A 24,269-nucleotide genomic window follows, 5' to 3' on the forward strand; every position below is an offset into this window, starting at 1 on the left:
AGTTGCAGGAAGGACGGTGCTTACTCCCGCAGCATCGTCCTCATGTCGGCAGCGTCGACATGTGAGCAGATTCAAAGCGCGGCCACTTTGCAGATAGCACTGGGCCGCGCGAATCTACTCATGTGTCGGCGCTGTATTTTTTCGTACTGTATTTTTCTGCACCACAAATTCAAAAAGCCCCTCACGGCAACGTGCGGGGCTTTTATTGTTGAGCCGGACCGGCTCAAAGAAAATAATTTATTTTTTGTAACTGTAGATACCGATGCGCGCGTTCGGATCGATCTGGCGGATGTAAAGCTGATACGTATCGCCGCTGCTGGTTTTCAGTTTTGCCATCTTGCTTTGTTTGCAACACGACGGGCAGGCCACTTTCTTTTCCTGTATCGGGCGCGCGTCCGGAGACAGCTGCAGCATGAGCTGTCCGCAGTGCGGGCATGCCAGGCTGATGTCTTGCGCGAAGATGCTTGCGTGGGCGGGAGCTTTGCCGCCCGGGGTGTTCGATTTCATCGTCGATTATTCTTATAAGGGTTGCCGGTTATAACCAAAGCCGGGGAGCATAACTCCCCGAATCCAGGTGGAGCAAGTCGGTGAATGTATCACACTTTTATCGGCGCGCCAGCGAATCGCCATCGGCAATTTTTTGCACAATTCGTCACGTCATTTTTTCTGTGTGAACGGATGTCCAGGCGTTCGTGCGCGCACAGCGAGTATAAAAATCCGGCGTGATATTGGGAACGACTGTTTACGACTTTGCTTACGCGAAAAACGGAGAAAAAGAGAAGAAAAAACACGGGAGGAAAATCGGATGCGCTTGTTGCAGATAGCGTCACTGCAAGAAGGCGTACGTACGCATCTGCGCAAGACTCGGCAGACGGCGGCAGAAGAACAGGAAAAAGAAATCAACAAAGACAGTTCGCCGGCGGCATTACGCCGGGAGCGAACTGTCTGTCATCGACATGTGATGCAACCGATTAGTGTGTGGTGTCGAGGTAGTTGGCGCGGGCGATGTTACCGCCGCGGCCGAGTTCTGCGACGACTTCAGCACGGGTCTTGGACGACGCGACAGGTGCAGGGTTAAAAGTTTCCTGATAGTTGCGACGGCCCAGATCGCCACCGGCTTGCTTGACTTCAGCGACGACTTCGGCGCGAGTCTTGGTGGAAACGAAAGGCTTGTCGATCGGATATTGGGTTTCAGCAAAAGCGGAGCCGGCGGCGGCGATCAGGGCTGTAGCGGCGATAATTTTAGCGATGTTCATTTTATTCTCTCTGAGTAAATGGTTGATGCAAATGATGTAAATGCGGCAAAAAAGTGAAGCCATGAAGTGAAACCGGAAGGGTTCATCTGGGCTCACTACCGATCTGGGATCGGAGTTTTGTTTTGCAACCAGATATTTCAGCGATATCCGAAAATAGAATGACTGATATAAGCAGATCGTCTAACTGGAAGGCGCCGGCGGATGAGAAAAATACCGCCCGCGATAAGGGATATGTCGCCGCGATGCCTTGCCGGATAAGGCATTGCGGCGATCATGCTCAGAGGCTGACAACGATGCGCGAGAGCTGCATTCCCGATTGTTCCAGAAAGGCGAATACAGAATCTGCGCCGATGGTCTCTATGCGATCGCTGAAACGTTTCTCGTTGGGATGATCATCGAAGGCAATGTTGGCCTTGAACATCCTTGCGCCCAGCCGCGTCATCGGACCCAGCGTCAGCACCGTGGGCTGGTAGCCTTTGAACTTCAGCCACGCCTGTGCCTGCTCGCGATTGCGGATGGAAGATTCTTGCGCCATTGCCAGCGTTTCCAGCACCCATTGATTGGACTGTTGGTATCGCGTGCTCCACACATAGGACAGCATGTTGTAGTTAGGCGTATGTTCGGCCAGGACTTTCCGCGGATCGGTAAGCACGGCGCGCAGGCCTTGCTGTATTTCCGGTGTCGGCACCGCAATGGTCGTCTCGAAGCGGTACGGGTCGTCAAGGAAGAACTGGCCCATTCCCTGTTCATAAATATTGCTGAGCGCCGTGTCGCATTCGTTGAGCTTGTGCACGATGGTCCAGCTGCCGTTGTCCTTGTAGGCGAAGCCGAGATGTGAGTAATGCTGCTTGTATTTGCTCAGGTCCTGCCCGGCGCGCCCGATGATCACGACCTCGGCGCCGCTGGCGTCGAGTTGTTCGACGGTCTTGACCGCCAGCGCAATGCCCTGGGTGACCATGCCGGCGGCGGGCGGTTTCTGCTCGCATCCCTGTCCGGCATGGCCGAGCGCCGGCAGCAAGAGTGCGAGGGCCGTTGCGGCGGCGAGCAAGAGTTTCTTGTACATGTTGTTCTCCCTGTGGTGTGGCAGATGGCGACGATCGGCGATCAGGAAATTTTCCGGCTCTTCATGAGCGCCTTGCCCAGTTCATTGGGAATGATCGCCAGCACTTGTCCTGCACTGACCAGCAACATGCCGGCCGATGTCGCCGTAACCTTGATGCTGGCGCCGACGCCGACCGACACCGCGCCGCTGACATTGGTGCTGACGGTGACCGAGCCGCGCACGCCGGTGCCGATTTTTTCCAGCACGTAGACCGAACCCTTGCCTGATGCTTCCACGCCCTTGACCAGGTATTCGCCGCCTTCGGAAATGAACATCGCCGGCGCCACCACCGATGCCACGACCGAAATGGCGGAAGCGTCGCTGGCGGTCGATTGCGCAGCGGCCGGATTGGACAGCAGGCTGAATGACAGCGCGCAGCTCAGTGCAAGCGTGCGGAGGAAAGAAAAAGAAGAGGATGGATTGCTGCAGGACAGTGTCGGCTTGTTCATGTTGTTCTCTCTTGTTGAGTTATCGGGAAGCGCGTCGTTGAACGCAGGCGGACTGTAGCAGCGGTATTGGAATATGCGGAATTGACGCGAATGGAATCGTTAAATAATTAATTAAGTATTGGAATACGATACTATCGACAGATCGCTCCCCATTCACTGTCCAGAGAGAACGACATGGCCCAGGCAGACGCGCTCGTCGGCGCATTGAAAAACGTATTGAAAGCACGCGGCGTGACCTACGCCAAACTGGGGAAGGGGCTGGGGCTGAGCGAAGCCAGCGTCAAGCGCGTGTTCGCCGAAAAGAGTTTTACGCTGGAGCGCTTCGACCAGATCTGTTCGCTGCTGAACATACAGATCAGCGACCTGGCGCGCATGGTGGCGCACGAGTCCGCCGTGCCGGTGCAACTGACGCACGAGCAGGAGAGCAAGCTGGTCGCCGATCCGCGGCTATTGCTGATGGCGGTGCACGCGGTCAACCACTGGACTCTGGAAGAAATCATCGACGCCTTCGCCTTCACCAAGGCGGAATGCATCCGGCTGCTGGCGCGGCTGGACAAGCTGGGCATCATCGAGCTGCTGCCCAACAACAAGATCCGGGTGCGCGTGGCGCCGGATTTTCAATGGCTGCCGGGCGGCCCCATTCAGCAGTATTTCCGCGCGCAGCTGAAAAACGATTTCTTCAATTCGCGCTTCGACGGCAAGGGTGAACGGATGATGATGGTCAGCGGCATGCTGTCGCAGACCAGCAATGAGGTCATCCAGCAGCATATGCGCCGCCTGGGCGCCGAGTTCTCGGCGCTGCACCATCAGGATCTGGAACTGCCACTGGAACAGCGCTTCGGCACCAGCCTCATCGTGGCGCTAAGGCCCTGGACGCCGGAAGCGTTCAAGGCCTTGCAGCGCAAGCAAGGAAAATAATCCGGGCGACGAAGATCGGCTGCGACGGATATCAGTAGTTGATCGTGACGACTTTCGGCGCGCCGGCTCGCCGGTTTGGCGTCGCGGCCTGGGGGGGCGAGTTCGGTGTCGCCATCGCCATCGATTCGGGCACACGATCGAGATAGTACGGGTCGGCGCTGGCGTCCACGGCAATCAGTTCGCCGAGAACGTTGCTGGCTTTTTCCGATGCCTTGACGTCGATGCTGGAGCACGACTGGAAGTAATCGGCGCTGCCTTCGCTGAAGTCGACCCGGCATCGTTCGGTCACCATGGCCGATACGCCGAGTTGTCCGGATGCCGCGGCATGCACTGCCTTGGCCCAGTTCAGGTAGCCTCCTGCGAGGATCACAAGTGTTACTGCAACATGGATTTTCTTCATGGTTTTTCCCTCCGTTGAACCAACTCTAATTGAGCTGAAAAATCAACAAAATCAGGGAAATCCTGATGAGAAGGTTGGTAAGCGGCAGGGTGAGTCCGGGGGGCAATATTGTGCCGCCGGGTGCGTGCTGTCGGTCGGCCTGCAAGCCATGCTGGTGGCGGGTTTTGCCGTGATGAAACGGTCGTGCTAAATGATTGTCCGGGCGTGCATCCCAGCCAACAATTTTTCCTATCGGGTCGATAGCAATTGTTCAACATAGGCTATGAAGGCGCGCGCCTTGGCGCTGGCCATGCGTCCGCCCGGATAGACCGCCCACAAGTCGACCGGCGGCAAGGCCCATTCCGTCAGCACGCGTTGCAGCTCGCCGCTGGCGAGTTCCGGTTCGAACATCCATTCCGACGAAATCGCCAGCCCCATGTCCGCCAGCACGGCGGCGCGCACGCCTTCGGCGGCGTTGACCTTGATGCGGCCGCTGACGGCGACCGACACCTCGGTGCTGCCGCGCCGGAATTCCCAACTGCCGCCGCCGGCCTGGCCGTAGATCACGGCGCTGTGGCAACTCAGATCCGCCGGCGTGGCGGGCATGCCGTGTCTGGCAAAGTAGGACGGCGTGCCGACCACCGAGCGGGGGCTCTGCGCGATCTTGCGCGCCGTCATGCCGGAGTCGGTGAGCGCGCCCATGCGCAGCGCAACGTCGATGCCTTCTTCCAGCATGTCGATGTGGCGGTCGTCGAGCACGATGTCGAGGCTCAGCTGCGGATGCAGGTCAAGGAAAGGCTTGAGATAGGGCAGGATGCGCAGCCGGGTAAACGTCACTGCCGCACAGATGCGCAAGGGTCCCGACAAGCCGGTGCCGGCGTCGCGCGCGCTGCGCTCGGCTTCGTCGGCGTCTTCAATCGTGCGCAGGGCGCGTTCGTAAAAGCGCTGGCCGGCTTCGGTTGGCGTGAGGCCGCGGGTGGAGCGCAACAGCAGCCGCACGCCGAGGCGTTCTTCCAGTTGCGCGATCGTTTTGGATACGGCCGGCTGGCCTATCTCCAGCCGGCGCGCGGCGCCCGAGAACGAGCCCGATTCGACCACGTTGACGAAGGTTTCCATCGCATTCAGCCTGTCCATTTGTATTCCTCCATGGAATTCATCATAGCACCGGGACCGGCGATTTCGTTCTTGTCCGGCCTTCTGTATTCCTTGTGGGAATGAATCATATGCCGTCCGCCTGCGTTCCCAGGCTTGCCCGATTGGCAGAAGATGCCTCCGTCGATTGCATTTTCGCAATCCCGATCCCTAAGCCGGAGACTCACCATGACATTGCAAGCCAGGCTGGACGCCTTCAAAGCCGATTTCGTCGCCGGCAAGCCGCCTTACAACGCGCCCGCCGCCATCCACCCGGTCATGGCCCGCGCCACCGCCGAACTGATCGCCTCCGGCCAGGCCGGCCGCGCGCTGAAGGCCGGCGACAAGGCGCCGTCCTTCACGCTCAAGGATCCCGACGGCAAGCCGGTGTCGTCGGCGGCGTTGCTGGCGCAAGGTCCGCTGATCCTCAGTTTTTATCGCGGCGTCTGGTGCCCGTACTGCAATATGGAGTTGCAAGCCCTGCAGGAAGCATTGCCCGCCTTTCAGGCGGCCGGCGCGCAGCTGGTCGCAATCTCGCCGCAGACGGCGCCCAACAGCCGCAAGTCGGTGCGCAACAACAATCTGGAATTTCCCATCCTGAGCGATACGCACAACGACGTCGCTGCCACCTTCGGCCTGCGTTTTGCGCTGCCCGACTATCTGATCGAGTTGTACACCATGCGCAAGAACGACCTGCCGGCTTTCAACGGCGACGACAGCTGGACCTTGCCGATGCCGGCGCGCTACGTGATCGCCCAGGACGGCGCCATCCTGTACGCCGAGGTCAACCCCGACTACACCCAGCGTCCGGAACCGCAAGACATGCTGCATGTCCTGCAGGCCGCCTGAACGTTGCCGCATTGAACCGAAGGACGCCTGCGCTGCTGCAAGCGTCCCGATGAAGAAAGGAAGCATCATGAACATCATTCCCCTGGACACCGGTTTCGGCGCCCGCATCAACAACGTCGACCTGGCCCGCCTGGATGAAAATCCGGAGGCGCAACAAACGCTGCAGAACGCCTTGCTGGAATACGGCCTGCTGGTCATTCCCGGCCCGGTGCTGACGCCGCAGGCGCAGATCGCCGCCTCGGAAGTGTTCGGCGCGCTGGAAGAGTTTCCGCCGACCGCCAGCCAGATTCCCGGCTATCCGCAAATCTTCCGCGTCGCCAGCCGCGCCACCGAAGGCTACACTGGCGTGGGCCGCTACTGGCATTCGGACGGCTCCTTCCGCGCGGTGCCGACGCCGATCTCGCTATGGCATCTGGAAGCGCGTCCCGATGTCGGCGGCGATACTTTGTTCACCGATCTGCAGGCGGCTTATCGCAGCTTGCCGGACGAACTCAGGGCGCAAGTCCATGGCTTGCAGACCACGCATCGCAATCACGTGGTGCATCCGCTGGTGATGCCGCATCCGCATACCGGCGTGGAAGCTCTGTATCTGAACGTCGGCCTGACCGACAGCATCGTCGGCATGCCGCGGGACGAGACGGAAACGCTGATCGCGGCCATCGACCGCCACTTCTCGCGTGAAGGTGCGGTGTATCGTCATCAGTGGACGGAAGGCGACTTCGTGGTGGCGGACAATTTCCGCGTCGCGCATCGGGCCACGCCTTTGTCGCCGCTGCAGCGCCGGGTGCTCAATCGCACCACGGTGCGCGGCGACGGCGCGTTCTGGGAAGCGGAGCACGCCGATGCTGATGCCAGGCAGGCAGTCGCAGGCTGAGAGGGAGTGTCTGCCGGTTTGTACGTTCAGTCGGCGCGATCGAATTCGCGCCGTTCGACCTGGTCTTTGGCGATCTGTTTGATGAAGAAGCGAAACAGCAGCGCCACCAGCAGGCAGATGGCGCCGCTGATGGCGGTGCCCACGCTTTTCAGCGGAATGGCCGCCGCGATCGCGAAGACGGCGGCGGTGGCCGGAATCCAGAAGATCGTGGCCATGGCCAGGGAACAGAAAAATTCTTTCATGCGATTGCTGTCGGATGCTGATGCAAGAGAAATACGTCCGTTACTGTAACGGATCATGCTGCTTCTTGCCAGACGCATGTGCCTGAAAGCCGGCTTAAGCAAATCTCACTGCAGCATCCCGCTGCCGCTCCTCGGCGTCTGCTGCACGCCGCTCGCCATCACCGCCGCTGCCGACCTGGTCTCCACTCCGAGTTTGACGAAGATGTGTTCGAGGTGCTTGTTCACCGTGCGCGGACTCATGCCGAGGATGTCGGCGATGTCGCGGTTGGTCTTGCCTTTACCCAGCCACATCAGCACATCGCTTTCGCGCGGCGTCAGATGAAAGCTTCCCGGCGCCGGCGGATTGGCTGAGCCCTCGTTGGCAAGCGCCGGATGCATTGCCGCTACCGGCGTGCTGGTTGCGGCATCGGCGGCAAGGTTCTTTTCTTCCAGCAGCAAGGTGATCTCGTGACCCTGGCCGGCGGCGGAGAGGGCGATGCGCAGTTCGCAGCCGCCTTGCGTCATCACCAGCGGGCGGATGTCGCCATTGCCCTGACGCTGGCGCACCAGGCTTTCGTTGAGCCAGGATTGCAGCGTCATCGGCAATTTGTGCGTGGCGCCGGCCCCGGCGGGGAAATATTTCTCCAGCCACAGCGAAGCCTTGCTGGTCTGCCACAGCGGCAGGCCGTTGCCGCTCAGGACGATGACGGCATGCGCGGCGTGTTCCAGCATGCCGCGCGCCTGCGACATCATGCGCGCGGTCTTGATGTGGGCGCCGATGCGGGCTACTACCTCCTGCGGCTTGATCGGCTTGGTGACATAGTCGATGCCGCCGACCTCGAAGCCGCGCACCACATGTTCGGTTTCGGTCAGCCCGGTCATGAATACCACCGGCACGTGGTTGACGCTCTTGATCAGCTTGATGCGCTTGCAGGTTTCGAAACCGTCGATGCCGGGCATCATGGCGTCGAGCAGGATCAGGTCCGGCGTAATGTAGTCGAGCCGCTCCAGCGCGCTCATGCCGTCGGTGGCGACCAGCACGATGTGGCCGCTCTCGTCGAGCGAATCGGACAGCATGGCGAGGTTGTCGGGCTTGTCGTCGACGATCAGGACGACATGCCTATCGAACGTTGTTGACATCATGACGAATCATCTCCTTGATACGGGTGACATATTCATTCAGGCGAAACTGTTTGACCAGTTGCCGAAGTTCCGTGGTGAAGGGCAGGTAAGCGGAGTTCTGTTGTTCCATGTCGTCGAGCTTCTTGAGGATGCCCTTGGCGTAACCGATGTCGCCGAGCTCCAGCAGCGCCTGCAGTTTTTCCTGCGAGGGCACCAGCATCATCGGCTGGGCCGTGACGGCTTTTTTCTCAAGTACGGAGGGCGTGGAGAACGGTATGGGCGGCGGCGCCGATTCCGACGTCCCGGGCGACGACACCCAGTCGATGCGCAACTGCTGCTTGATCTTGGACAGCAGCTCGTTGTACGACACCGGCTTGACGACGAAGTCGTTGTACAGCGGCGGATCAATGCCGTCGTTGCTACGTTCGTGTCCGCTCTCAAAGGCGTTGGCCGAGACGATGATGATCGGCAACTGCGTCAGCCCGCGCGCACGGATGGCGCGCGCCACCGACCAGCCGTCCATCAGCGGCATGGCGATGTCGAGCAGCACCAGGTCCGGCGTGCGCCGTGCCAGCTCTTCCAGGCAGGCGATGCCGCCGTCGGCTTCCACCACGTCGAAGCCCAGCGGCAGCAGCATTTCCTTGAGCAGCAGGCGCTGCGAGGCCTGGTCATCCACCACCAGCACGCGTTTCGAGGGACCGATGTAGCCCGACATCTGGTCTTCCAGTTTCAGGCGCGGACGCGGCACGTGCACTTCCGGCAGGTAGATCTTCAGGTGGAAGCTGCTGCCGCTGCCGACCTTGCTCTTGACCGCCAGCTCGCCGCCCATGATGTGCGTGAGCATGCTGCTGATGGCAAGGCCCAGGCCGGTGCCGATGTCTTCCCGCAAATTGGCGGCGTTGCTGCGTTCGAACGGCAGGAAGATGCGTTCCAGATCGTTGTCGGCAATGCCGATGCCGGTGTCGATGATGTCGAAGTAGGCGATCTCGCGCATGTAGCGCACGTGTACCGTCACGCTGCCGCGGTCTGTGAACTTGACGGCGTTGCCGAGCAGGTTGATCAGGATCTGGCGCAGGCGCTTCTGGTCGGCGTGCACGATGTGCGGGATGCGGCCGGTTTTTTCGAAGCGGAAGCTCAGGCCTTTTTGTTCGGCTTGCGGGGCGAACATGCCGGCGATCTGTTCGAGGAATTCCGACAGCGCCAGTTCGTCCGAGGCCAGGCGCATCTTGCCGGCTTCGATCTTGGCGATGTCGAGCAGGCCGTCGATCAGGCTCAGCAGATGTTCGCCGCTGCGGCGGATCACGGCGATGGCATCCTTGCGCGCCGGCGGAATCGTCGCATCCACATGCAGGATTTGCGCATAGCCGAGGATGCTGTTGAGCGGCGTGCGCAGCTCATGGCTCATGCCGGTGACGAAGCGGCTCTTGGCCAGGTTGGCGGATTCGGCGGCTTCCTTGGCGCGTTGCAGTTCGGCGTCGGTCTGTTTGTGCGCCTCGATTTCCTGCAGCAGCAAATTGGTCTGGCGTTCCGATTCTTCATGCGCCACGCTGCGGCTTTCGTTGGTCAGGATCAGCCACCACGATCCGACGCCGATCAGCACCAGCAGCGTACAGAACAGCTTGATGAAAATGCTCTGGATGGAATCGGGACCGCTTGGCGTCAATCCGGAGATGCCGGCCATTTGCTGGAAATACAGCATCCACAGCACCACCGCCAGCCCGCCCGAGATCAGGCCGAACACGATCAGGTAGTGGCCGATGCGGGTGTTGAGCTTGAGCGTGACGCGCGCCGGCAGCAAGGCCTGCAAGGCGCTGAATACCTGGTTCGGCAGGCGCGCCGCCGGCGTCTTGCAGCGATCGTTGCAGCGCGCGTCGAGCGAACAGCACAGCGAGCAGATCGCGCCCTGATAGGCCGGGCAGTGCGCCATGTCCGGTGTTTCGAACTGGTTGCCGCAGATGACGCATTCGAGTTCGGCGTGATGATGATCCGAATCTTTTCCCGTATGAAGATGTTCAGGCAATGTGTCCTTGCGCGCGATGTAATAACGGCTCTTTGTCGCGAGGGCGATCAACGGCGCCATCAGCAAGGCGGTGCCGAGCGCGATGAACGGCGACATCGCCGCCGCCAGTTTGCCGAGCACGCCGGACATGGCAATCGCCGACAGGATGGACGCAATCGCCATGGCGCCGACGCCGACCGGATTGACGTCGTACAGATGCGCGCGCTTGAATTCGATGTGCGGCGGGCTCAGCTTCAGCGGCTTGTTGATCACCAGGTCCGACACCACCGCGCCGATCCACGAAATCGCCACCAGGCTGTATAGCGCCAGCACGTGTTCCAGTGCATTGAACACGCCGAGCTCCATCAGCAGCACCGCAATCAGCACATTGAACACCAGCCACACCACGCGGCCCGGATGGCTGTGCGTCAGCCGCGCAAAGAAGTTGGACCACGCCAGCGAACCGGCGTAAGCGTTGGTGACGTTGATCTTGATCTGCGACACCACCACGAACAGCGCGACCGCGCCCAGCACCAGCGCCGGATTGGAGAACACGTATTGATAGCCGATCAGGTACATCTGGGTCGGCTCCACCGCCTTGCCCATCGGCACTTCATGCTGGATCGCGAGGAAGGCCAGCAGCGCGCCGCCCAGCATCTTGGCGCCGCCCAGAAGGATCCATCCCGGCCCGGCCAGCAGCAGTGCGGTCCACCAGCGGCCGCGGTTGGCCGGCGTTTTCTCCGGCAGGAAGCGCAGGAAGTCGACCTGTTCGCCGATCTGGGCAATCAGCGAAAAAGCCACCGTCGCCGCCGCGCCGAACAGATAGATGTTGAAAGAACCGCCTTCCTCGGCGCGGCCGGCGAAGGTGATCAGGTTGGTGAGCGCTTCCGGTTCTTTATAGAGCACGCAGATATACGGCAGCGTCAGCAGCACGATCCACACCGGCTGCGTCCACATCTGCAGGCGGTTGATCAGCGTGATGCCGTAGGCCACCATGGGGATCACGATCAGCGAGCACAACACATAGCCGTACACCAGCGGCAGGCCGAAATAGATTTCGATGGCCTGCGCCATGATGGCCGCTTCCAGCGCAAAGAAGATGAAGGTGAAGCTGGCGTAGATCAGCGAGGTGACGGTCGAGCCGATGTAGCCGAAGCCGGCGCCGCGCGTAAGCAGATCCATATCGACGCCGTATTTGGCGGCGTAGTAGCTGATCGGCAAACCGGTCAGGAAGAACAGCACCACCACGCAGGCGATTGCCCAGAAGGTGTTGGTAAATCCATAACTCAGGGTGATGGCGCCGCTGATCGCTTCCAGCGCCAGGAACGAGGTCGCGCCCAGGGCCGTATTGGCCAGGCGGAACTCCGACCAGCGCCGGAACGAGCGCGGCGTATAGCGCAGCGCGTAGTCTTCCAGCGTCTCGTTGGCGACCCAGGTGTTGTAGTCGCGCCGGACTTTGACGATGCGTTGTATCGCGGGGTTGGTCACATTTTGCTCGCGTTCATGGTGGCGGCCGTCATCGCTGGGGCCATTGCCGTCTGCCGTGCAACATGGCGGCAGGACGAAACCCTTTGCAGGGCAGAGCAACATCCTTGCGACTGCCGCTCCGTGAAAGCAATTTTCAAACCAATCGGTATGTGAGGGCATACGTCAAATGACGTATGCCGCAACGCCGCTTCTGCCCCGATTCACCAAAACGCAGCACTCTTGCGGTCTCCAGGCAAGAGCCCGCAGACAGCGTCGCCGCAAAAACGCACCAATACCATGCCGCACGTGGGCAAAAGCTGTGCGGGTGGGCATGCTGTTCTGCGCCCGGCAGTCGTCGATTTTTACGTTAAACGACGTATTGTTGCGCCGCACCGCAAAACCTATTCTCCATCCCAGAACGAACGGAAAGAACCACCGGCAGGGAGAAAAAACTCGCATGCACTGCACTGAGATGCAATGCGCATGCGATGGCAACGGGCCGGCCTTTCCACTCGTTTTGAGGCCCTATGTGTTCTCTGACTTTTCTCTGACCAGCACAACAACCAATAACGCTCGAAAGGAGTACCGCATGTCGCACCATTCCTCTTCCAAACCGCCTTCATCGCAACGCCGCAAGATCATGATGGGCATTGTTGCAGGCGCCGCCGGTGCTGCCATGGCGCTCCCGGGCCTGGCCATGGCGCAGCAGTTCCCGACCGCCAAGGTCAACACCACCAAGCTCGCCATCACCGATACCGAAGTCACCGTCGGCCAGTTGCACTCGGCCACCGGCACCATGGCGATCAGCGAAACCGGCTCGATCCAGGCAGAGCGCCTGGCGATCGACCAGATCAACTCGATGGGCGGCATCCTCGGCCGCAAGATCAAGATCATCCAGGAAGACGGCGCCAGCGACTGGCCGACCTTCGCCGAAAAAGCCAAGAAGCTGCTCGAGAACGATCACGTCGCCGCCGTCTTCGGCTGCTGGACATCGGCCTCGCGCAAAGCCGTGCTGCCGGTCTTCGAAAAGGACAACGGCCTGCTCTACTACCCGACTTTCTATGAAGGCCTGGAGCAATCCAAGAACGTTTTCTACACCGGCCAGGAAGCCACGCAGCAAGTGCTGGCCGGCCTGAACTGGGTGGCCAAGGAGAAGAAGGCCAAGACCTTCTTCCTGATCGGTTCCGACTACATCTGGCCGCGCACCTCCAACAAGATCGCTCGCAAGCACATCGAAAACGTGCTCAAGGGTTCGGTGGTCGGCGAAGAGTACTACCCGCTGGGTAATACGCAATTTGGCTCGCTGATCAACAAGATCAAACTGAAGAAACCTGACGTCATCTTCGCCGACGTGGTCGGCGGCAGCAACGTCGCGTTCTACAAGCAACTGAAGGCAGCCGGCGTCACCGCCAAGACGCAGAACCTGCTGACCATCTCCGTGACCGAAGATGAAATGCTCGGCATCGGCGGCGAAAACGTCGAAGGCTTCTACGCCTCGATGAAATATTTCCAAAGTCTCGACAACCCGAACAACAAGAAATTCGTAGCCGAGTTCAAGGCCAAGTTCGGCGCCAATTCGGTGATCGGCGACGTCACGCAGGCAGCCTACCTCGGCCCATGGCTGTGGAAGGCTGCGGTTGAGAAGGCCGGCAGCTTCGACGTCGACAAGGTCGTCGCCGCGTCGCCAGGACTGGAGTTGAAGACTGCGCCGGAAGGCTACGTCAAGGTCCACGCCAACCATCACCTGTGGAGCAAGACCCGTATCGGCGAAGCGCAGAAGGACGGCCAGTTCAAGGTCATCTATGAATCCGATCTGATCGAGCCGAATCCTTTCCCTAAGGGTTATCAATAAGCATCCTCCGTCGTCCTGACGAAAGTCAGGACCCAGCGTCGTGAAGAAGGCGGTAGCGCAGAGCAGTTGGATGCGCTACCGCCACTGGGTCCCAGCGTTAGCTGGGACGACGGTAGTAGGGCAGCGGTCAATTGATTCTGATTTGTTGGCAGTAAAGCGGCGGCGTCTGTAGTGACATGCGGGCGCTGCCGCCCATGCAGTTGAGTAGTTGAAGTACCCAGACATTGTTTATCAATCACCCAGGGCGGGAGTCAACATGGTCTCACTAACGGAATTTTTCGCCATCTTCGCCATGCAGGGCTTCAACGGCCTGTCGGTGTTTTGCGTGTTGCTGCTGATGGCCCTGGGCCTGGCGATCATCTTCGGGCAGATGGGCGTGATCAACATGGCGCACGGCGAATTCCTGACCATCGGCGCTTATATCACCTACCTGCTGTCGCACCTGACTACGACCTACGCACCGAGCCTGCAGCCTTACTATTTCTTCGGCGCGGTGGTGCTGTCCTTCCTGGTCGCTTACGGTTTCGGCTACCTCACGGAATTGCTGCTGATCAGCCGCCTCTACAAACGCCCGCTCGACACGCTGCTGGCGACCTGGGGCCTGAGCCTGGCGATGCAGCAGACCTTCCGTTCCATCTTCGGCGCCAAGGAAGTCAGCGCCACCTTGCCCGACTGGCTGCTCGGTTCATTCAAGCCGACCGACGCCATCGACATCCCGATCAACGGCCTGTTCATGATGTGCCTGACGGTATTGCTGACCGGCGGCATCTTCATCCTGCTGTTCCGCTCGCGCTGGGGTTTGCAGGTGCGCGCCACGATGCAGAACCGCGTCATGAGCGGCGCCGTCGGCATCAATACCCGCAAGGTCGACCGCACTACCTTCGCCCTTGGTTGCGGCGTGGCGGGTGTGGCCGGTGCAGCTTTCACGACGATCGGTTCGACCGGTCCCACCAGCGGTTCGCTGTATATCGTCGACACCTTCCTGGTGGTCGTGTTCGGCGGTGCGCAAAGCCTGATCGGCACGATTGCCTCGGCCTTCTCGATTGCGCAGACGCAGTCCACCGCCGAGTTCTTCCTGACCGGTTCGATGGCCAAGGTGCTGACGCTGTCGGCGGTGATCCTGATCCTGATGCTGCGTCCGCAGGGCTTGTTCTCGGTGCGTGTACGTAAATAAATCGTCTTACAGATCTCTTCAGCGAGGCTCAACAATGAATGCAGCATACGAAAAAATATTGGGCGGCAGATCCGGATTGACCGGGTTGCTGATACTGGGCGTGCTGTTGCTGGTGATCTTCCCGCTGGGGCTGGACATCTTCCGTCTCAACCTGGTTGGCAAATATCTGTCCTACGCCTTCGTCGCCGTCGGCCTGGTGCTGTGCTGGGGCTACGGCGGCATCCTGAGCCTCGGCCAGGGCGTGTTCTTCGGCGTCGGCGGCTATTGCATGGCGATGTTCCTGAAGCTGGAAGCGTCGGACCCGATCAGCACCAAGATCCAGTCCACGCCCGGTATTCCCGACTTCATGGACTGGAACCAGATCACTTCGCTGCCGGCCATGTGGCAGCCCTTCCATAGCTTCAGTTTCACCGTGCTCGCCGTGCTGGCGGTGCCGACCTTGCTGGCGCTGATCATCGGCATGGCGATGTTCAAGCGCCGCGTCGGCGACGTGTACTTCTCGATCGTGACGCAGGCGATTGCGGCGATCCTGTCGATCCTGATCATCGGCCAGCAAGGCCTGACCGGCGGCGTCAACGGCATCACCGATCTGAAGACGCTGATGGGCTGGGATATCCGCACCGACAGCGCCAAGATGATCCTGTACTTCGTCAATGCCGGTCTGCTGTTCGCCTGCATCCTGTTCGGCCGCTACATCCTGACCTCCAAGCTCGGCCGCTTGCTGATGGCGATGCGCGACAAGGAAGAACGCGTGCGCTTCTCGGGCTACGACGTCGCCAGCTTCAAGGTGTTCGTGTTCTGCGTGGCGGCGATGTTCTCGGCCATCGGCGGCGCCATGTTCACCTTGCAGGTCGGCTTCATGTCGCCGTCCTTCGTCGGCATCGTGCCCTCGATCGAGATGGTGATCTACGCCGCAGTCGGCGGGCGCATGTCGCTGCTCGGCGCGGTGTACGGCACGCTGCTGGTCAATTTCGGCAAGACCTATTTCTCCGAAACCTTTCCCGAGCTGTGGCTGTTCCTGATGGGCGGTCTGTTCATCGCGGTGGTGATGTACTTCCCCAACGGCCTGGCCGGCGTGTATGAAAAGCAGGGCAAGCGACTGATGGAAAAATTCTCGCGCAAGCCAAAAAAGGCGGCAGAGCCCGAACCGGTGAAACCGAAAACCGTCATCAAACCTGATGCGACCGATATCGCCATCGACGGCGCCAACCTGGAGGCTAGCAAATGAGCAACGCACCTATCGGATTCGAATCCACCGATCACCCCGTGCTGGCGATCGAAGACCTGACGGTTTCCTTCGACGGTTTCAAGGCGGTCGACAAGCTCAACCTGTACGTCCAGCGCAATGAAGTGCGCGTGGTGATCGGCCCCAACGGCGCCGGCAAGACCACGGTGCTGGACCTGATCTGCGGCAAGACGCAGGCGACCTCGGGCAGCATCCGCTTCAACAACCACGAACTGACCAAGATGAGCGAGCACGCCATCGTGCGCGTCGGCGTCGGGCGCAAGTTCCAGACGCCGTCGATCTACGAAAACCTCAGCGTGTTCGAGAACCTGGAGATGTCCTTCCCTCGGGGACGCAAGGTGTTCGGCGCGCTGACCTTCAAGCGCTCGCCGGACGTGGTGGCGCGCGTGGAATCGGTGGCGGCGGAAATCTTCCTCGACCAGCATCTGTACACCCAGGCCGACCTGCTGTCGCACGGCCAGAAGCAGTGGCTGGAGATCGGCATGCTGCTGATGCAGGAGCCGGAACTGCTGATGCTGGATGAACCGGTGGCCGGCATGAGCGTGTCCGAGCGCGAGAAGACCGCGCAGTTGCTGGGCCGCATCAGCCAGGGGCGCTCGGTGGTGGTGATCGAGCACGACATGGATTTCGTCAAGAGCATCGCGCACAAGGTGACCGTGCTGCATCAGGGGAAAATTTTGGCCGAGGGCAGCATGGACAAGGTGCAGTCCGATCCAAAAGTTATCGACGTCTACCTGGGGCACTGACAGGAGTGACTGGAAAAACGCCGCTGGACTGCGTTGCTGCCTCCTTGCCGTGCTCACGCACTGTCTGCGTCGGCGCGCCTTGCCAGCGACGTTTTGCCAGCCACTCTGAGAATATTTGAGGAGAGCTTTATGTTTAACGTATCGAACCTCGCTTCAGGCTACGGCCAGAGCGCCGTCATCCATGACATCAACCTGTCGGTGGCGAAGGAAGAAATCGTCGCCGTCATGGGGCGCAACGGCATGGGCAAGACCACGCTGTTCAAGACGCTGATGGGCATCCTGCCGCTGCGCGACGGCAGCATCAAGATCGAGGGCATCGAACTGGGCGCGATGGAAAGCCATCAGCGCGTCTCGCGCGGCGTCGCCTATGTGCCGCAGGGCCGCATGATTTTCCCCGGCATGACGGTGCTGGAAAACATCCAGACCGGGCTCGCCGCCGATGCGCGCGGCAAGGTGCCGGACGAGCTGTACGCGCTGTTCCCGGTGTTGTACGACATGCGCAGCCGCAAGGGCGGCAACCTGTCGGGCGGGCAGCAGCAGCAACTGGCGATTGCGCGCGCGCTGGCGACCAATCCGCGCGTGCTGCTGCTGGACGAGCCGACCGAGGGCATACAGCCGTCCATCATCAAGGACATCGCGCGCAGCTTGAAAGAGATCCGCAAGATCCGCGAGCTCACCATCATCGTGTCGGAGCAGGTGCTGAGCTTCACGCTGGAAATCGCCGACCGTTTCCTGGTCATCGACAAGGGGCGCTTCGTCTACGAAGACACGCGCGCCAACGTCGATGCGCCGACCATCAGCAAGTATCTGTCTGTCTAATTTTGTGATTAGCAAAGTCTTTAAGGAGGAGCAGCACCATGAGGCACGGAGACATATCAAGCAGTAAAGACGCGGTGGGCGTGGCGGTTGTCAATTACAAGATGCCGCGCCTGCATAACCGCGCTGAAGTGATGGACAACGTCAACAAGATCGCGGCCATGCTGGTCGGCATGAAGCAGGGCTTGCCCGGCCTCGATCTTGTCATTTTTCCGGAGTACTCGACGCACGGCATCATGTACGACGAGAAGGAAATGTACGATACCGCCGCCACCGTGCCGGGCGAAGAGACGCGCGTGTTCTCGGAGGCCTGCCGCATCGCCGACGTCTGGGGCGTGTTCTCGCTGACCGGCGAACGCCACGAAGAACATCCGCACAAGGCGCCCTACAACACGCTGATCCTGATCAACAACCACGGCGAGATCGTGCAGAAGTACCGCAAGATCATGCCATGGACGCCGATCGAGGGCTGGTATCCGGGCGACACCACCTATGTCTGCGACGGCCCCAAGGGATTGAAGGTCAGCCTGATCATCTGCGACGACGGCAACTATCCGGAAATCTGGCGCGACTGCGCTATGAAGGGCGCCGAACTGATCGTGCGTTGCCAGGGTTACATGTACCCGGCCAAGGACCAGCAAGTGCTGGTCGCGAAGGCGATGGCCTGGATGAACAATGTCTACGTCGCCGTCGCCAACGCGGCCGGCTTCGACGGCGTGTATTCCTATTTCGGCCACTCGGCGATCGTCGGTTTCGACGGCCGCACGCTGGGCGAATGCGAGACCGAAGAGATGGGTATCCAGTACGCCGAACTGTCGGTCAGCGCGATCCGCGATGCGCGCCGCAACTGGCAGTCGCAGAACCATCTGTTCAAGCTGCTGCACCGCGGCTACACCGGCAAGATTAATTCCGGCGAATCGTCGGCCGGCGTGGCCGATTGCCCTTTCGACTTCTACAAGACCTGGGTCAACGATCCGCAGGCGGCGCGCGTCCAGGTCGAAGCGATCACGCGCAAGACCGCCGGCACGCCGGAGTGTCCGGTGCCGGGCATTCCCAACGAATAGCAAGGTTTTGCAGTTCATTCCAACGCAACAAAACAGCAAGCCAACACCAGGCACCAACACCACTAAACGAGAAGGAGAGTCGCATGCAACACTTCAAGATCAAGCCCGGCGTACCGCTGGCAGAGCAGCCTGAACTCGGACACAACCGCTGGCATCCCGACCTGCCGTTCCTGTCGTCGGTCAAGCCGGGCGAAGCGATCCTGATCGAATCGCTGGACTTCCTCGACGCCCAGATCAAGGACACCGACGACGTCGCCGACGTCAAGAACGTCGACCTCACGCGCGCCCATCCGCTGACAGGTCCTTTCCATGTCGAAGGCGCCGAGCCGGGCGACCTGCTGGTGATCGACCTGCTCGACATCAAGCCGGTGACGCCGGTCGGTTTCTCGGGCGTGTTCTCCAAGGAAAACGGCGGCGGTTTCCTGGCCGATTATTTTCCCGATGCCGACAAGGCGATCTGGGATCTCAAAGGCCTGTACGCCACCTCGCGCCACATCCCCGGCGTGCGCATCGCCGGTCTCACGCATCCGGGCCTGATGGGCTGTTTGCCGTCGCATGATTTGCTGGCCGAGTGGAATCGCCGCGAAGCGCCGCTGGCCGCCAAGGGCCTGGCCAAGCCGCCCGATCCAAGCACTGCGGTGTTGCGCGGCCTGACCGGCGCCAAGTTCGACGAGATGGCCAAGGTCGCTGCGCGTACCGTGCCGCCGCGTGAGCATGGCGGCAATACCGACATCAAGGACTTGTCGGCCGGCACGCGGATCTTCTTCCCGGTGTATGTGAAGGGGGCGGGTTTCTCGATGGGCGACCTGCACTTTTCGCAAGGCGACGGTGAAATCGGTTTCTGCGGCGCGATTGAAATGGACGGCGTCAGCCACGTCGGCTTCGACCTGATCAAGGGCGGCATGGCGAAGTACAACATCACCTCGCCGATCTTCATGCCGAGCGTGGTCAAGCCGCACTACGAGCAATGGCTGACCTTCGAAGGCATCAGCGTCGAAAACGGCGTCAACTATTACCTCGACGCCACCGTCGCCTATCGCCAGGCTTGCCTGAAAGCGATCGATTACCTGACCCACTTCGGCTACACCGGCAGCCAGGCCTACATGCTGCTGACCGCCGCGCCGGTGGAAGGACGCATCGGCGGCATCGTCGACATTCCGAACTGCGCGTGCACGGTGTCGTTGCCGACCTCGATCTTCGATCAGGACATCACGCCCAAGGGGATGCTCAACGACAAGTCGTATTGGGGTAGAAAGCCTTAGCCGTTCAGTCCGGTCGCGGGCGGAGATTTGTCTCTGTTCGCGATCCTCGCATCAAAGTCCTTTTCACACCGGAGCAGAACATGCCCTTATACGATATCCGCTGCAGCCACTGCGAAGGCATCTTCGAAAAATTCCTCAATATGCAGGCCTTGCATGGCCAGGTTGCGTGTCCCTATTGCAAAACGGATACCGTTGCTGCGCCATTGCTGACCGGCGGCCGCGTCGGCTTGCAGGTGACGGAGCGCTGGCGTCCGCGCAACGGCGCCGAGCAGCTGGCAGGACAGGGCGCAGCGGGGCCGGGTGCGCATGCGGGCGCGGCGCGCAGCAGCGTGCTGCACAATTGCAAGGGACACAGCTGCAGCATTTGCCTGACCTGAGCGTAGAGCGGCTAACAAAACGCCGCTCTCAATGTGAGGAGACAAACTGCGCGCCGTCATCCTGCGGCGGCAGTGCAAAACTCTTGCGCATGCGATCAACCTCGTCGACCGGCGTGCGGCCGAACAGGCGCTTGAATTCGCGGCTGAACTGCGATGCGCTTTCATAGCCGACCTGCGCACAGGCGGCGCCCGCCGTCATGCCATTACGCAGCATCAGCAGGCGCGCCTGGTGTAGCCGCGTTGATTTCAGATATTGCAGCGGCGAGGTGTCCGTCACCGTTTTGAAATGCGCGTGGAAGGTCGGCACGCTCATGCCGGCTTCCCTGGCCAGTTGCTCTATGCCGAGCGCTTCGTCATAGCTGCGATGGATCATGCTGATGGCGCGCGAGATCTTGCCGAATTGTCCTTGCATGGTCAGCGCGGCGCGCATCGATCCTCCCTGCTGGCCGGTCAGCACGCGAAAATAGATTTCGCGCCTCAGCGACGGTCCCAATAGCTCCGCTTCCAGCGGATTGCTCATCGCCTCGAGAAAGCGCAGCACCGAAACGCTCAGCGCCGTCTCCATCGGCGTCGACACCATGCCGCGCGGTTTGGCGGCGCTGGGGCCGACACAGTCGTCGATCTGCATCATCAGTTCGGCGGCGACCTTGAAATCGAGACGCAGGTAAATCGCCAGCATCGGCTCCTTCTCATTGGCATCGGTTTCCATCGAAAACGGCACCGGCACCGACACCGCCAGGTAGTGCTGGGCATCGTACAAATACACTTCCGAACCGAGATAGCCGCGCTTGCGTCCCTGCGCCACGATCACGATGCCGGGCTCGTACAGCACCGGCATGCGTTTCAACGGACGGTTCGAGCGCAGGAAACGGACGTCGGGCAGCGGCGACAGGTTATAGCCTTCCAGCGGCGTCAGCGCCGCCAGCAGCTCGACCATACGTTCGACCATGCGGCGGTTTTTCTTCGGTGTGCTGAGCGACAGGGCGGTTGGCATCTCATTGAATCCGGCTATTGGCGATGTCGCTACTGTGCCATTGTTTTCGTGTATCCGCAGACGACTCAGAGAATCAGGCAAACATGCGAGAACAACTGGCAACTGCAGTGTGCGTGGAAATCGATAATGGCCTTGTCGATTTTTGTTCTTGATTTTCACGCACAGCAAAGGAATTGCCATGTCCACATCCAAAACTTTTTTCATCACCGGCGTCAGCAGCGGCTTCGGCCATGCGCTTGCCGAGGCCGCCGTCGCGGCGGGTCATCGTGTGATCGGCACGGTGCGTACGGAGGACGCACGCCGCGCCTTCGAGCAGCAATTCGCCGGCCGGCCGGGGCAGGCGTTCGCCCGCCTGCTGGACGTTACCGATTTCGCCGCAGCGGAACGCATCGCCGCCGACGTCGAGTCTGAGATCGGCGCGGTCGACGTGCTGGTCAACAATGCCGGTTACGGTCATGAAGGTGTTTTCGAAGAATCCGGCATGGATGCGCTGCAACGCCAGTTCGACGTTAACGTGTTCGGCGCGGTGGCGGTGACGAAATCCTTCGTTCCCTTCATGCGCCGGCGCCGGCGCGGCCACATCATCAACATCACGTCGATGGGTGGTTTCATCACGATGCCGGGGATTGCGTATTACTGCGGCAGCAAGTTTGCGCTGGAAGGCATTTCAGAAACGCTGGGCAAGGAACTCAAAGCCTTCAATGTATATGTCACCGCCGTCGCGCCGGGATCGTTTCGCACCGATTGGGCGGGCCGTTCGATGGTGCGTTCGCCGCGCAGCATTGCCGATTACGACGCGCTGTTTGATCCCATCCGCAACACGCGCGCCGAGCGCAGCGGCAAGCAACCGGGCGATCCGCGCAAGGCGGCGCAGGCGATGCTGACGCTGGCGGAGAGTGCAGAGCCGCCGGCCCATCTTCTGCTGGGCAGCGATGCGCTGGAATTGGTCAGAAAGAAACTGGAAACAGTGCGTGCGGAGCTCGACAAATGGGAGAAGCTGACGCGTTCGACGGACGTTGCAGATGTCTGACAAATTGCTGAATCCGCTTACAGATTAATACAACTTTACAGTCTTCATTTTGCGGTCTCTCCCCGTTAAGTGGGTAACAGCCTTGTTGCGTCCGGCGTTTGTCCGGGTGCTCGATATGAGGCTGACATCATTATCCGATTTCCTAACGAGGAGCAAAAAAATGAATACCAGAATGATCAGGATCGCAGGCCTGTTGTCGGCCGCCGCGGCAGTGGTCGCCGTCAGCGGCTGCGTGGTGACGCCGCCGTCGGTGCGTCCGGCTTATGTCGAACCGGCTTACGCCGCGCCACCGGGCGTGGTGTATGTGCAGCCGACCTATGCATCGCCCGGCCCGGGCTATGTCTGGGAGTATCACGCGCACTACGGTTGGGGCTGGCATCATCCGCAATACGGCTGGCATCGCGGCTGGCGTTGAGTCGACGACGATGGCCTGAGCGCCGTCGCCGGTCTTGCGCCCTGCATTTCATGATTGGAATGCAGGGCGTTTTCATTTCTGATTTACTTTGCGGTCTTGCTATCCGCTCTCTGATCGAACTCGCGGCGCGCCTGTTCGATGCTTTGCAGGTTTTCCGCCGCCCAGATCCACACGCCGCAAAACGCTGCGCCCAGGCTCATGCCAAGTTCCGTCAGCTTGTATTCCACGCGCGGCGGCACCACCGGATGCACGCTGCGAATCAGTAAGCCGTCGCGTTCCATCTGGCGCAGCGTTTGCGTCAGCATCTTCTGGCTGATGCCGCCGACCAGTTCGCCGATGCGCGTGAAGCGCGACTCGCCGTGTTCCGACAACACTTCCAGTATCAGCATGGTCCACTTGTCGGCGACGCGGCCGATCACGTCGGTGACGAGCGCTTCCAGGCGCGGATCGATTTCTTGCGGCGGCGCCTGCGTGGCGTAGTAGTGCGCCTTGGCAATCTGTTCCTTGGTGGGCGGTGCGATCTTCATCTTCTTATTCCTTACTCTCTTTTTGGTAACTCTCGCACTTGATAGTGCCTACTTTCTAAAAGAGAGTGTAGTCCATATACTGGGTTTCAGCGGGTTTTCTGGCAAGCGAAACTTGCCGCTTATCTACCCCTTATCCATCGATCATCCATTGATTCAAGCAAGGACTTACATTCGGGAGCAGTCATGAAACTGAAGAATAAAACTATCCTCATCACCGGCGGCGGCAGCGGTATCGGCCTGGAACTGACGCGCCGTCTGATCGCGCTCGGCAACACCGTGATCATCACCGGTCGCGATATCGAAAAGCTGCACGCGGCAAAGCGCGCATTGCCGCAAGTGCACACCATACAGAGCGACGTCAGCGACGCCGGCGCGATCGCCGCCTTGCACGCACAGGTGACAGCGCAGTTTCCGGCGTTGGATGTATTGATCAACAACGCCGGCATCATGCGCAATCTCGATCTCAACGACACGCGTCACGGCGTTGCCGACATCACGCGCGAAATCGATATCAACCTGAGCGGACCGCTGCGCATGGTGCAGCAATTCTTGCCGCATCTGAAAACGCAGAAGGACGCCGCCATCGTCAACGTGTCGTCGGGACTGGCGTTCATCCCCTTCGTTTCTTCACCGGTGTACAGCGCCGCCAAGGCTGCGTTGCATTCCTATTCGCAAGCCTTGCGCGTGCAATTGCGCGGCAGCAGCGTGACGGTGATCGAACTGGCGCCGCCGGGGACCGAGACGCCCTTGTTCCGCGACGAGTTCAAGAAAGAAGTGAAAGACATGAAAGCGATGGACGTGAAAGAACTCGCCGATCATGCGATCAAAGGCATCGAAGCAGGAAAACTGGAAATCCGCCCGGGGTTGAGCAACGTGCTCAAGCTGATGAGCCGGCTGGCGCCGGAATTCATGCTGAATCAGCTGGCGAAGAGTTTCAGGCCGGCCCGGGTGTGAGGTGACGCGACCCGGGCGGCGCTGAAGAGGAGGCGCCGAAGTACG

The 24,269-nt window shown here is 60.4% G+C and carries 26 protein-coding genes; 15 read left to right on the forward strand and 11 right to left on the reverse strand.

Going from position 1 to position 24,269, the window contains the following annotated elements:
• Positions 1-237: 237 nt before the first annotated feature.
• The 4 genes from AKL25_RS02940 to AKL25_RS02955 all read right to left on the reverse strand — a co-directional run bounded on the left by AKL25_RS02940 (position 238) and on the right by AKL25_RS02955 (position 2,807).
• Positions 238-507 carry a hypothetical protein gene (locus AKL25_RS02940; RefSeq protein ID WP_050476165.1) on the reverse strand — a complete coding sequence of 90 codons (270 nt, stop codon included), beginning with the start codon at positions 505-507 and terminating at the stop codon, positions 238-240.
• Between the two features lie 464 nt (positions 508-971).
• Positions 972-1,256 (reverse strand): DUF4148 domain-containing protein, encoded by a 285-nt coding sequence (locus AKL25_RS02945; protein ID WP_050476166.1) that lies wholly within the window; start codon positions 1,254-1,256, stop codon positions 972-974.
• Between the two features lie 277 nt (positions 1,257-1,533).
• A complete protein-coding gene (locus AKL25_RS02950) occupies positions 1,534-2,319 on the reverse strand; it encodes a DUF2145 domain-containing protein (protein ID WP_050476167.1) in 786 nt (261 codons plus the stop codon).
• Between the two features lie 41 nt (positions 2,320-2,360).
• Positions 2,361-2,807, reverse strand: coding sequence for a hypothetical protein (locus tag AKL25_RS02955; protein WP_050476168.1), 447 nt, complete (start codon positions 2,805-2,807; stop codon positions 2,361-2,363).
• Positions 2,808-2,981: 174 nt separating this feature from the next.
• On the opposite strand from AKL25_RS02955, the gene AKL25_RS02960 reads away from it, so the two are divergent.
• Complete coding sequence (locus AKL25_RS02960) at positions 2,982-3,725, forward strand: helix-turn-helix domain-containing protein (RefSeq protein WP_050476169.1); 744 nt, start codon at positions 2,982-2,984, stop codon at positions 3,723-3,725.
• Between the two features lie 31 nt (positions 3,726-3,756).
• On the opposite strand, the gene AKL25_RS02965 is transcribed toward AKL25_RS02960, so the two are convergent.
• Complete coding sequence (locus AKL25_RS02965; protein ID WP_050476170.1) at positions 3,757-4,125, reverse strand: hypothetical protein; 369 nt, start codon at positions 4,123-4,125, stop codon at positions 3,757-3,759.
• Between AKL25_RS02965 and AKL25_RS02970 the strand changes: the two genes are divergently transcribed.
• Positions 4,124-4,315 carry a hypothetical protein gene (locus AKL25_RS02970; RefSeq protein ID WP_050476171.1) on the forward strand — a complete coding sequence of 64 codons (192 nt, stop codon included), beginning with the start codon at positions 4,124-4,126 and terminating at the stop codon, positions 4,313-4,315. The genes AKL25_RS02965 and AKL25_RS02970 overlap by 2 nt on opposite strands.
• Before the next feature lie 38 nt (positions 4,316-4,353).
• Here the strand turns inward: AKL25_RS02970 and AKL25_RS02975 are convergent, their stop codons facing one another.
• Complete coding sequence (locus AKL25_RS02975; protein WP_050476172.1) at positions 4,354-5,238, reverse strand: LysR family transcriptional regulator; 885 nt, start codon at positions 5,236-5,238, stop codon at positions 4,354-4,356.
• 186 nt (positions 5,239-5,424) lie between these two features.
• On the opposite strand from AKL25_RS02975, the gene AKL25_RS02985 reads away from it, so the two are divergent.
• The gene (locus AKL25_RS02985) at positions 5,425-6,084 is read left to right on the forward strand and encodes a peroxiredoxin-like family protein (protein ID WP_050476174.1); all 660 of its coding nucleotides are present in this window, start codon (positions 5,425-5,427) and stop codon (positions 6,082-6,084) included.
• A 67-nt stretch (positions 6,085-6,151) separates the two neighbouring features.
• The gene (locus AKL25_RS02990) at positions 6,152-6,958 is read left to right on the forward strand and encodes a TauD/TfdA dioxygenase family protein (RefSeq protein WP_167541848.1); all 807 of its coding nucleotides are present in this window, start codon (positions 6,152-6,154) and stop codon (positions 6,956-6,958) included.
• 26 nt (positions 6,959-6,984) lie between these two features.
• Here AKL25_RS02990 and AKL25_RS02995 read toward each other — a convergent pair whose 3' ends face one another.
• From AKL25_RS02995 to AKL25_RS03005, 3 genes are all read right to left on the reverse strand, one after another.
• A complete protein-coding gene (locus AKL25_RS02995) occupies positions 6,985-7,200 on the reverse strand; it encodes a hypothetical protein (protein ID WP_050476176.1) in 216 nt (71 codons plus the stop codon).
• 105 nt (positions 7,201-7,305) lie between these two features.
• On the reverse strand, positions 7,306-8,322 hold the full coding sequence (locus AKL25_RS03000) for a response regulator transcription factor (protein WP_050476177.1): 1,017 nt from the start codon (positions 8,320-8,322) through the stop codon (positions 7,306-7,308).
• Complete coding sequence (locus tag AKL25_RS03005; RefSeq protein WP_050476599.1) at positions 8,300-11,788, reverse strand: ATP-binding protein; 3,489 nt, start codon at positions 11,786-11,788, stop codon at positions 8,300-8,302. The genes AKL25_RS03000 and AKL25_RS03005 overlap by 23 nt, the downstream gene beginning before the upstream one ends.
• A gap of 568 nt (positions 11,789-12,356) precedes the next feature.
• Here AKL25_RS03005 and urtA point away from each other — a divergent pair.
• The 8 genes from urtA (at position 12,357) to AKL25_RS03045 (ending at position 20,304) form a co-directional block, all read left to right on the forward strand.
• Complete coding sequence (gene urtA, locus AKL25_RS03010; protein ID WP_050476178.1) at positions 12,357-13,619, forward strand: urea ABC transporter substrate-binding protein; 1,263 nt, start codon at positions 12,357-12,359, stop codon at positions 13,617-13,619.
• 256 nt (positions 13,620-13,875) lie between these two features.
• Positions 13,876-14,793 carry an urea ABC transporter permease subunit UrtB gene (urtB, locus tag AKL25_RS03015; RefSeq protein ID WP_050476179.1) on the forward strand — a complete coding sequence of 306 codons (918 nt, stop codon included), beginning with the start codon at positions 13,876-13,878 and terminating at the stop codon, positions 14,791-14,793.
• A 34-nt stretch (positions 14,794-14,827) separates the two neighbouring features.
• Positions 14,828-16,021 (forward strand): urea ABC transporter permease subunit UrtC, encoded by a 1,194-nt coding sequence (gene urtC, locus AKL25_RS03020; protein WP_050476180.1) that lies wholly within the window; start codon positions 14,828-14,830, stop codon positions 16,019-16,021.
• Positions 16,018-16,785: an urea ABC transporter ATP-binding protein UrtD gene (gene urtD, locus AKL25_RS03025; RefSeq protein ID WP_050476181.1), complete on the forward strand. Its 768-nt coding sequence runs from the start codon at positions 16,018-16,020 to the stop codon at positions 16,783-16,785. The genes urtC and urtD overlap by 4 nt, the downstream gene beginning before the upstream one ends.
• A 129-nt stretch (positions 16,786-16,914) precedes the next feature.
• Positions 16,915-17,604 carry an urea ABC transporter ATP-binding subunit UrtE gene (urtE, locus tag AKL25_RS03030; protein WP_050476182.1) on the forward strand — a complete coding sequence of 230 codons (690 nt, stop codon included), beginning with the start codon at positions 16,915-16,917 and terminating at the stop codon, positions 17,602-17,604.
• 38 nt (positions 17,605-17,642) lie between these two features.
• A complete protein-coding gene (locus AKL25_RS03035) occupies positions 17,643-18,665 on the forward strand; it encodes an aliphatic amidase (protein ID WP_050476183.1) in 1,023 nt (340 codons plus the stop codon).
• Positions 18,666-18,748: 83 nt separating this feature from the next.
• Complete coding sequence (gene fmdA, locus AKL25_RS03040) at positions 18,749-19,927, forward strand: formamidase (RefSeq protein ID WP_050476184.1); 1,179 nt, start codon at positions 18,749-18,751, stop codon at positions 19,925-19,927.
• 80 nt (positions 19,928-20,007) lie between these two features.
• Positions 20,008-20,304 (forward strand): FmdB family zinc ribbon protein, encoded by a 297-nt coding sequence (locus AKL25_RS03045; protein WP_050476185.1) that lies wholly within the window; start codon positions 20,008-20,010, stop codon positions 20,302-20,304.
• Positions 20,305-20,332: 28 nt separating this feature from the next.
• On the opposite strand, the gene AKL25_RS03050 is transcribed toward AKL25_RS03045, so the two are convergent.
• Entirely contained in the window at positions 20,333-21,298 is a 966-nt protein-coding gene (locus AKL25_RS03050; RefSeq protein WP_240475633.1) for an AraC family transcriptional regulator, read from the reverse strand.
• A gap of 178 nt (positions 21,299-21,476) precedes the next feature.
• On the opposite strand from AKL25_RS03050, the gene AKL25_RS03055 reads away from it, so the two are divergent.
• Complete coding sequence (locus AKL25_RS03055; RefSeq protein WP_050476601.1) at positions 21,477-22,328, forward strand: oxidoreductase; 852 nt, start codon at positions 21,477-21,479, stop codon at positions 22,326-22,328.
• A gap of 160 nt (positions 22,329-22,488) precedes the next feature.
• Positions 22,489-22,743, forward strand: a complete 255-nt coding sequence (locus tag AKL25_RS03060) for a hypothetical protein (RefSeq protein ID WP_205627206.1) — start codon at positions 22,489-22,491, stop codon at positions 22,741-22,743.
• 83 nt (positions 22,744-22,826) lie between these two features.
• On the opposite strand, the gene AKL25_RS03065 is transcribed toward AKL25_RS03060, so the two are convergent.
• Positions 22,827-23,270, reverse strand: a complete 444-nt coding sequence (locus tag AKL25_RS03065) for a winged helix-turn-helix transcriptional regulator (RefSeq protein ID WP_050476186.1) — start codon at positions 23,268-23,270, stop codon at positions 22,827-22,829.
• Positions 23,271-23,453: 183 nt separating this feature from the next.
• On the opposite strand from AKL25_RS03065, the gene AKL25_RS03070 reads away from it, so the two are divergent.
• Entirely contained in the window at positions 23,454-24,224 is a 771-nt protein-coding gene (locus tag AKL25_RS03070) for an SDR family oxidoreductase (RefSeq protein WP_050476187.1), read from the forward strand.
• Positions 24,225-24,269 lie beyond the last annotated feature (45 nt).

The organism is Herbaspirillum rhizosphaerae (assembly GCF_001189965.1).
Lineage (GTDB): Bacteria > Pseudomonadota > Gammaproteobacteria > Burkholderiales > Burkholderiaceae_D > Herbaspirillum > Herbaspirillum rhizosphaerae.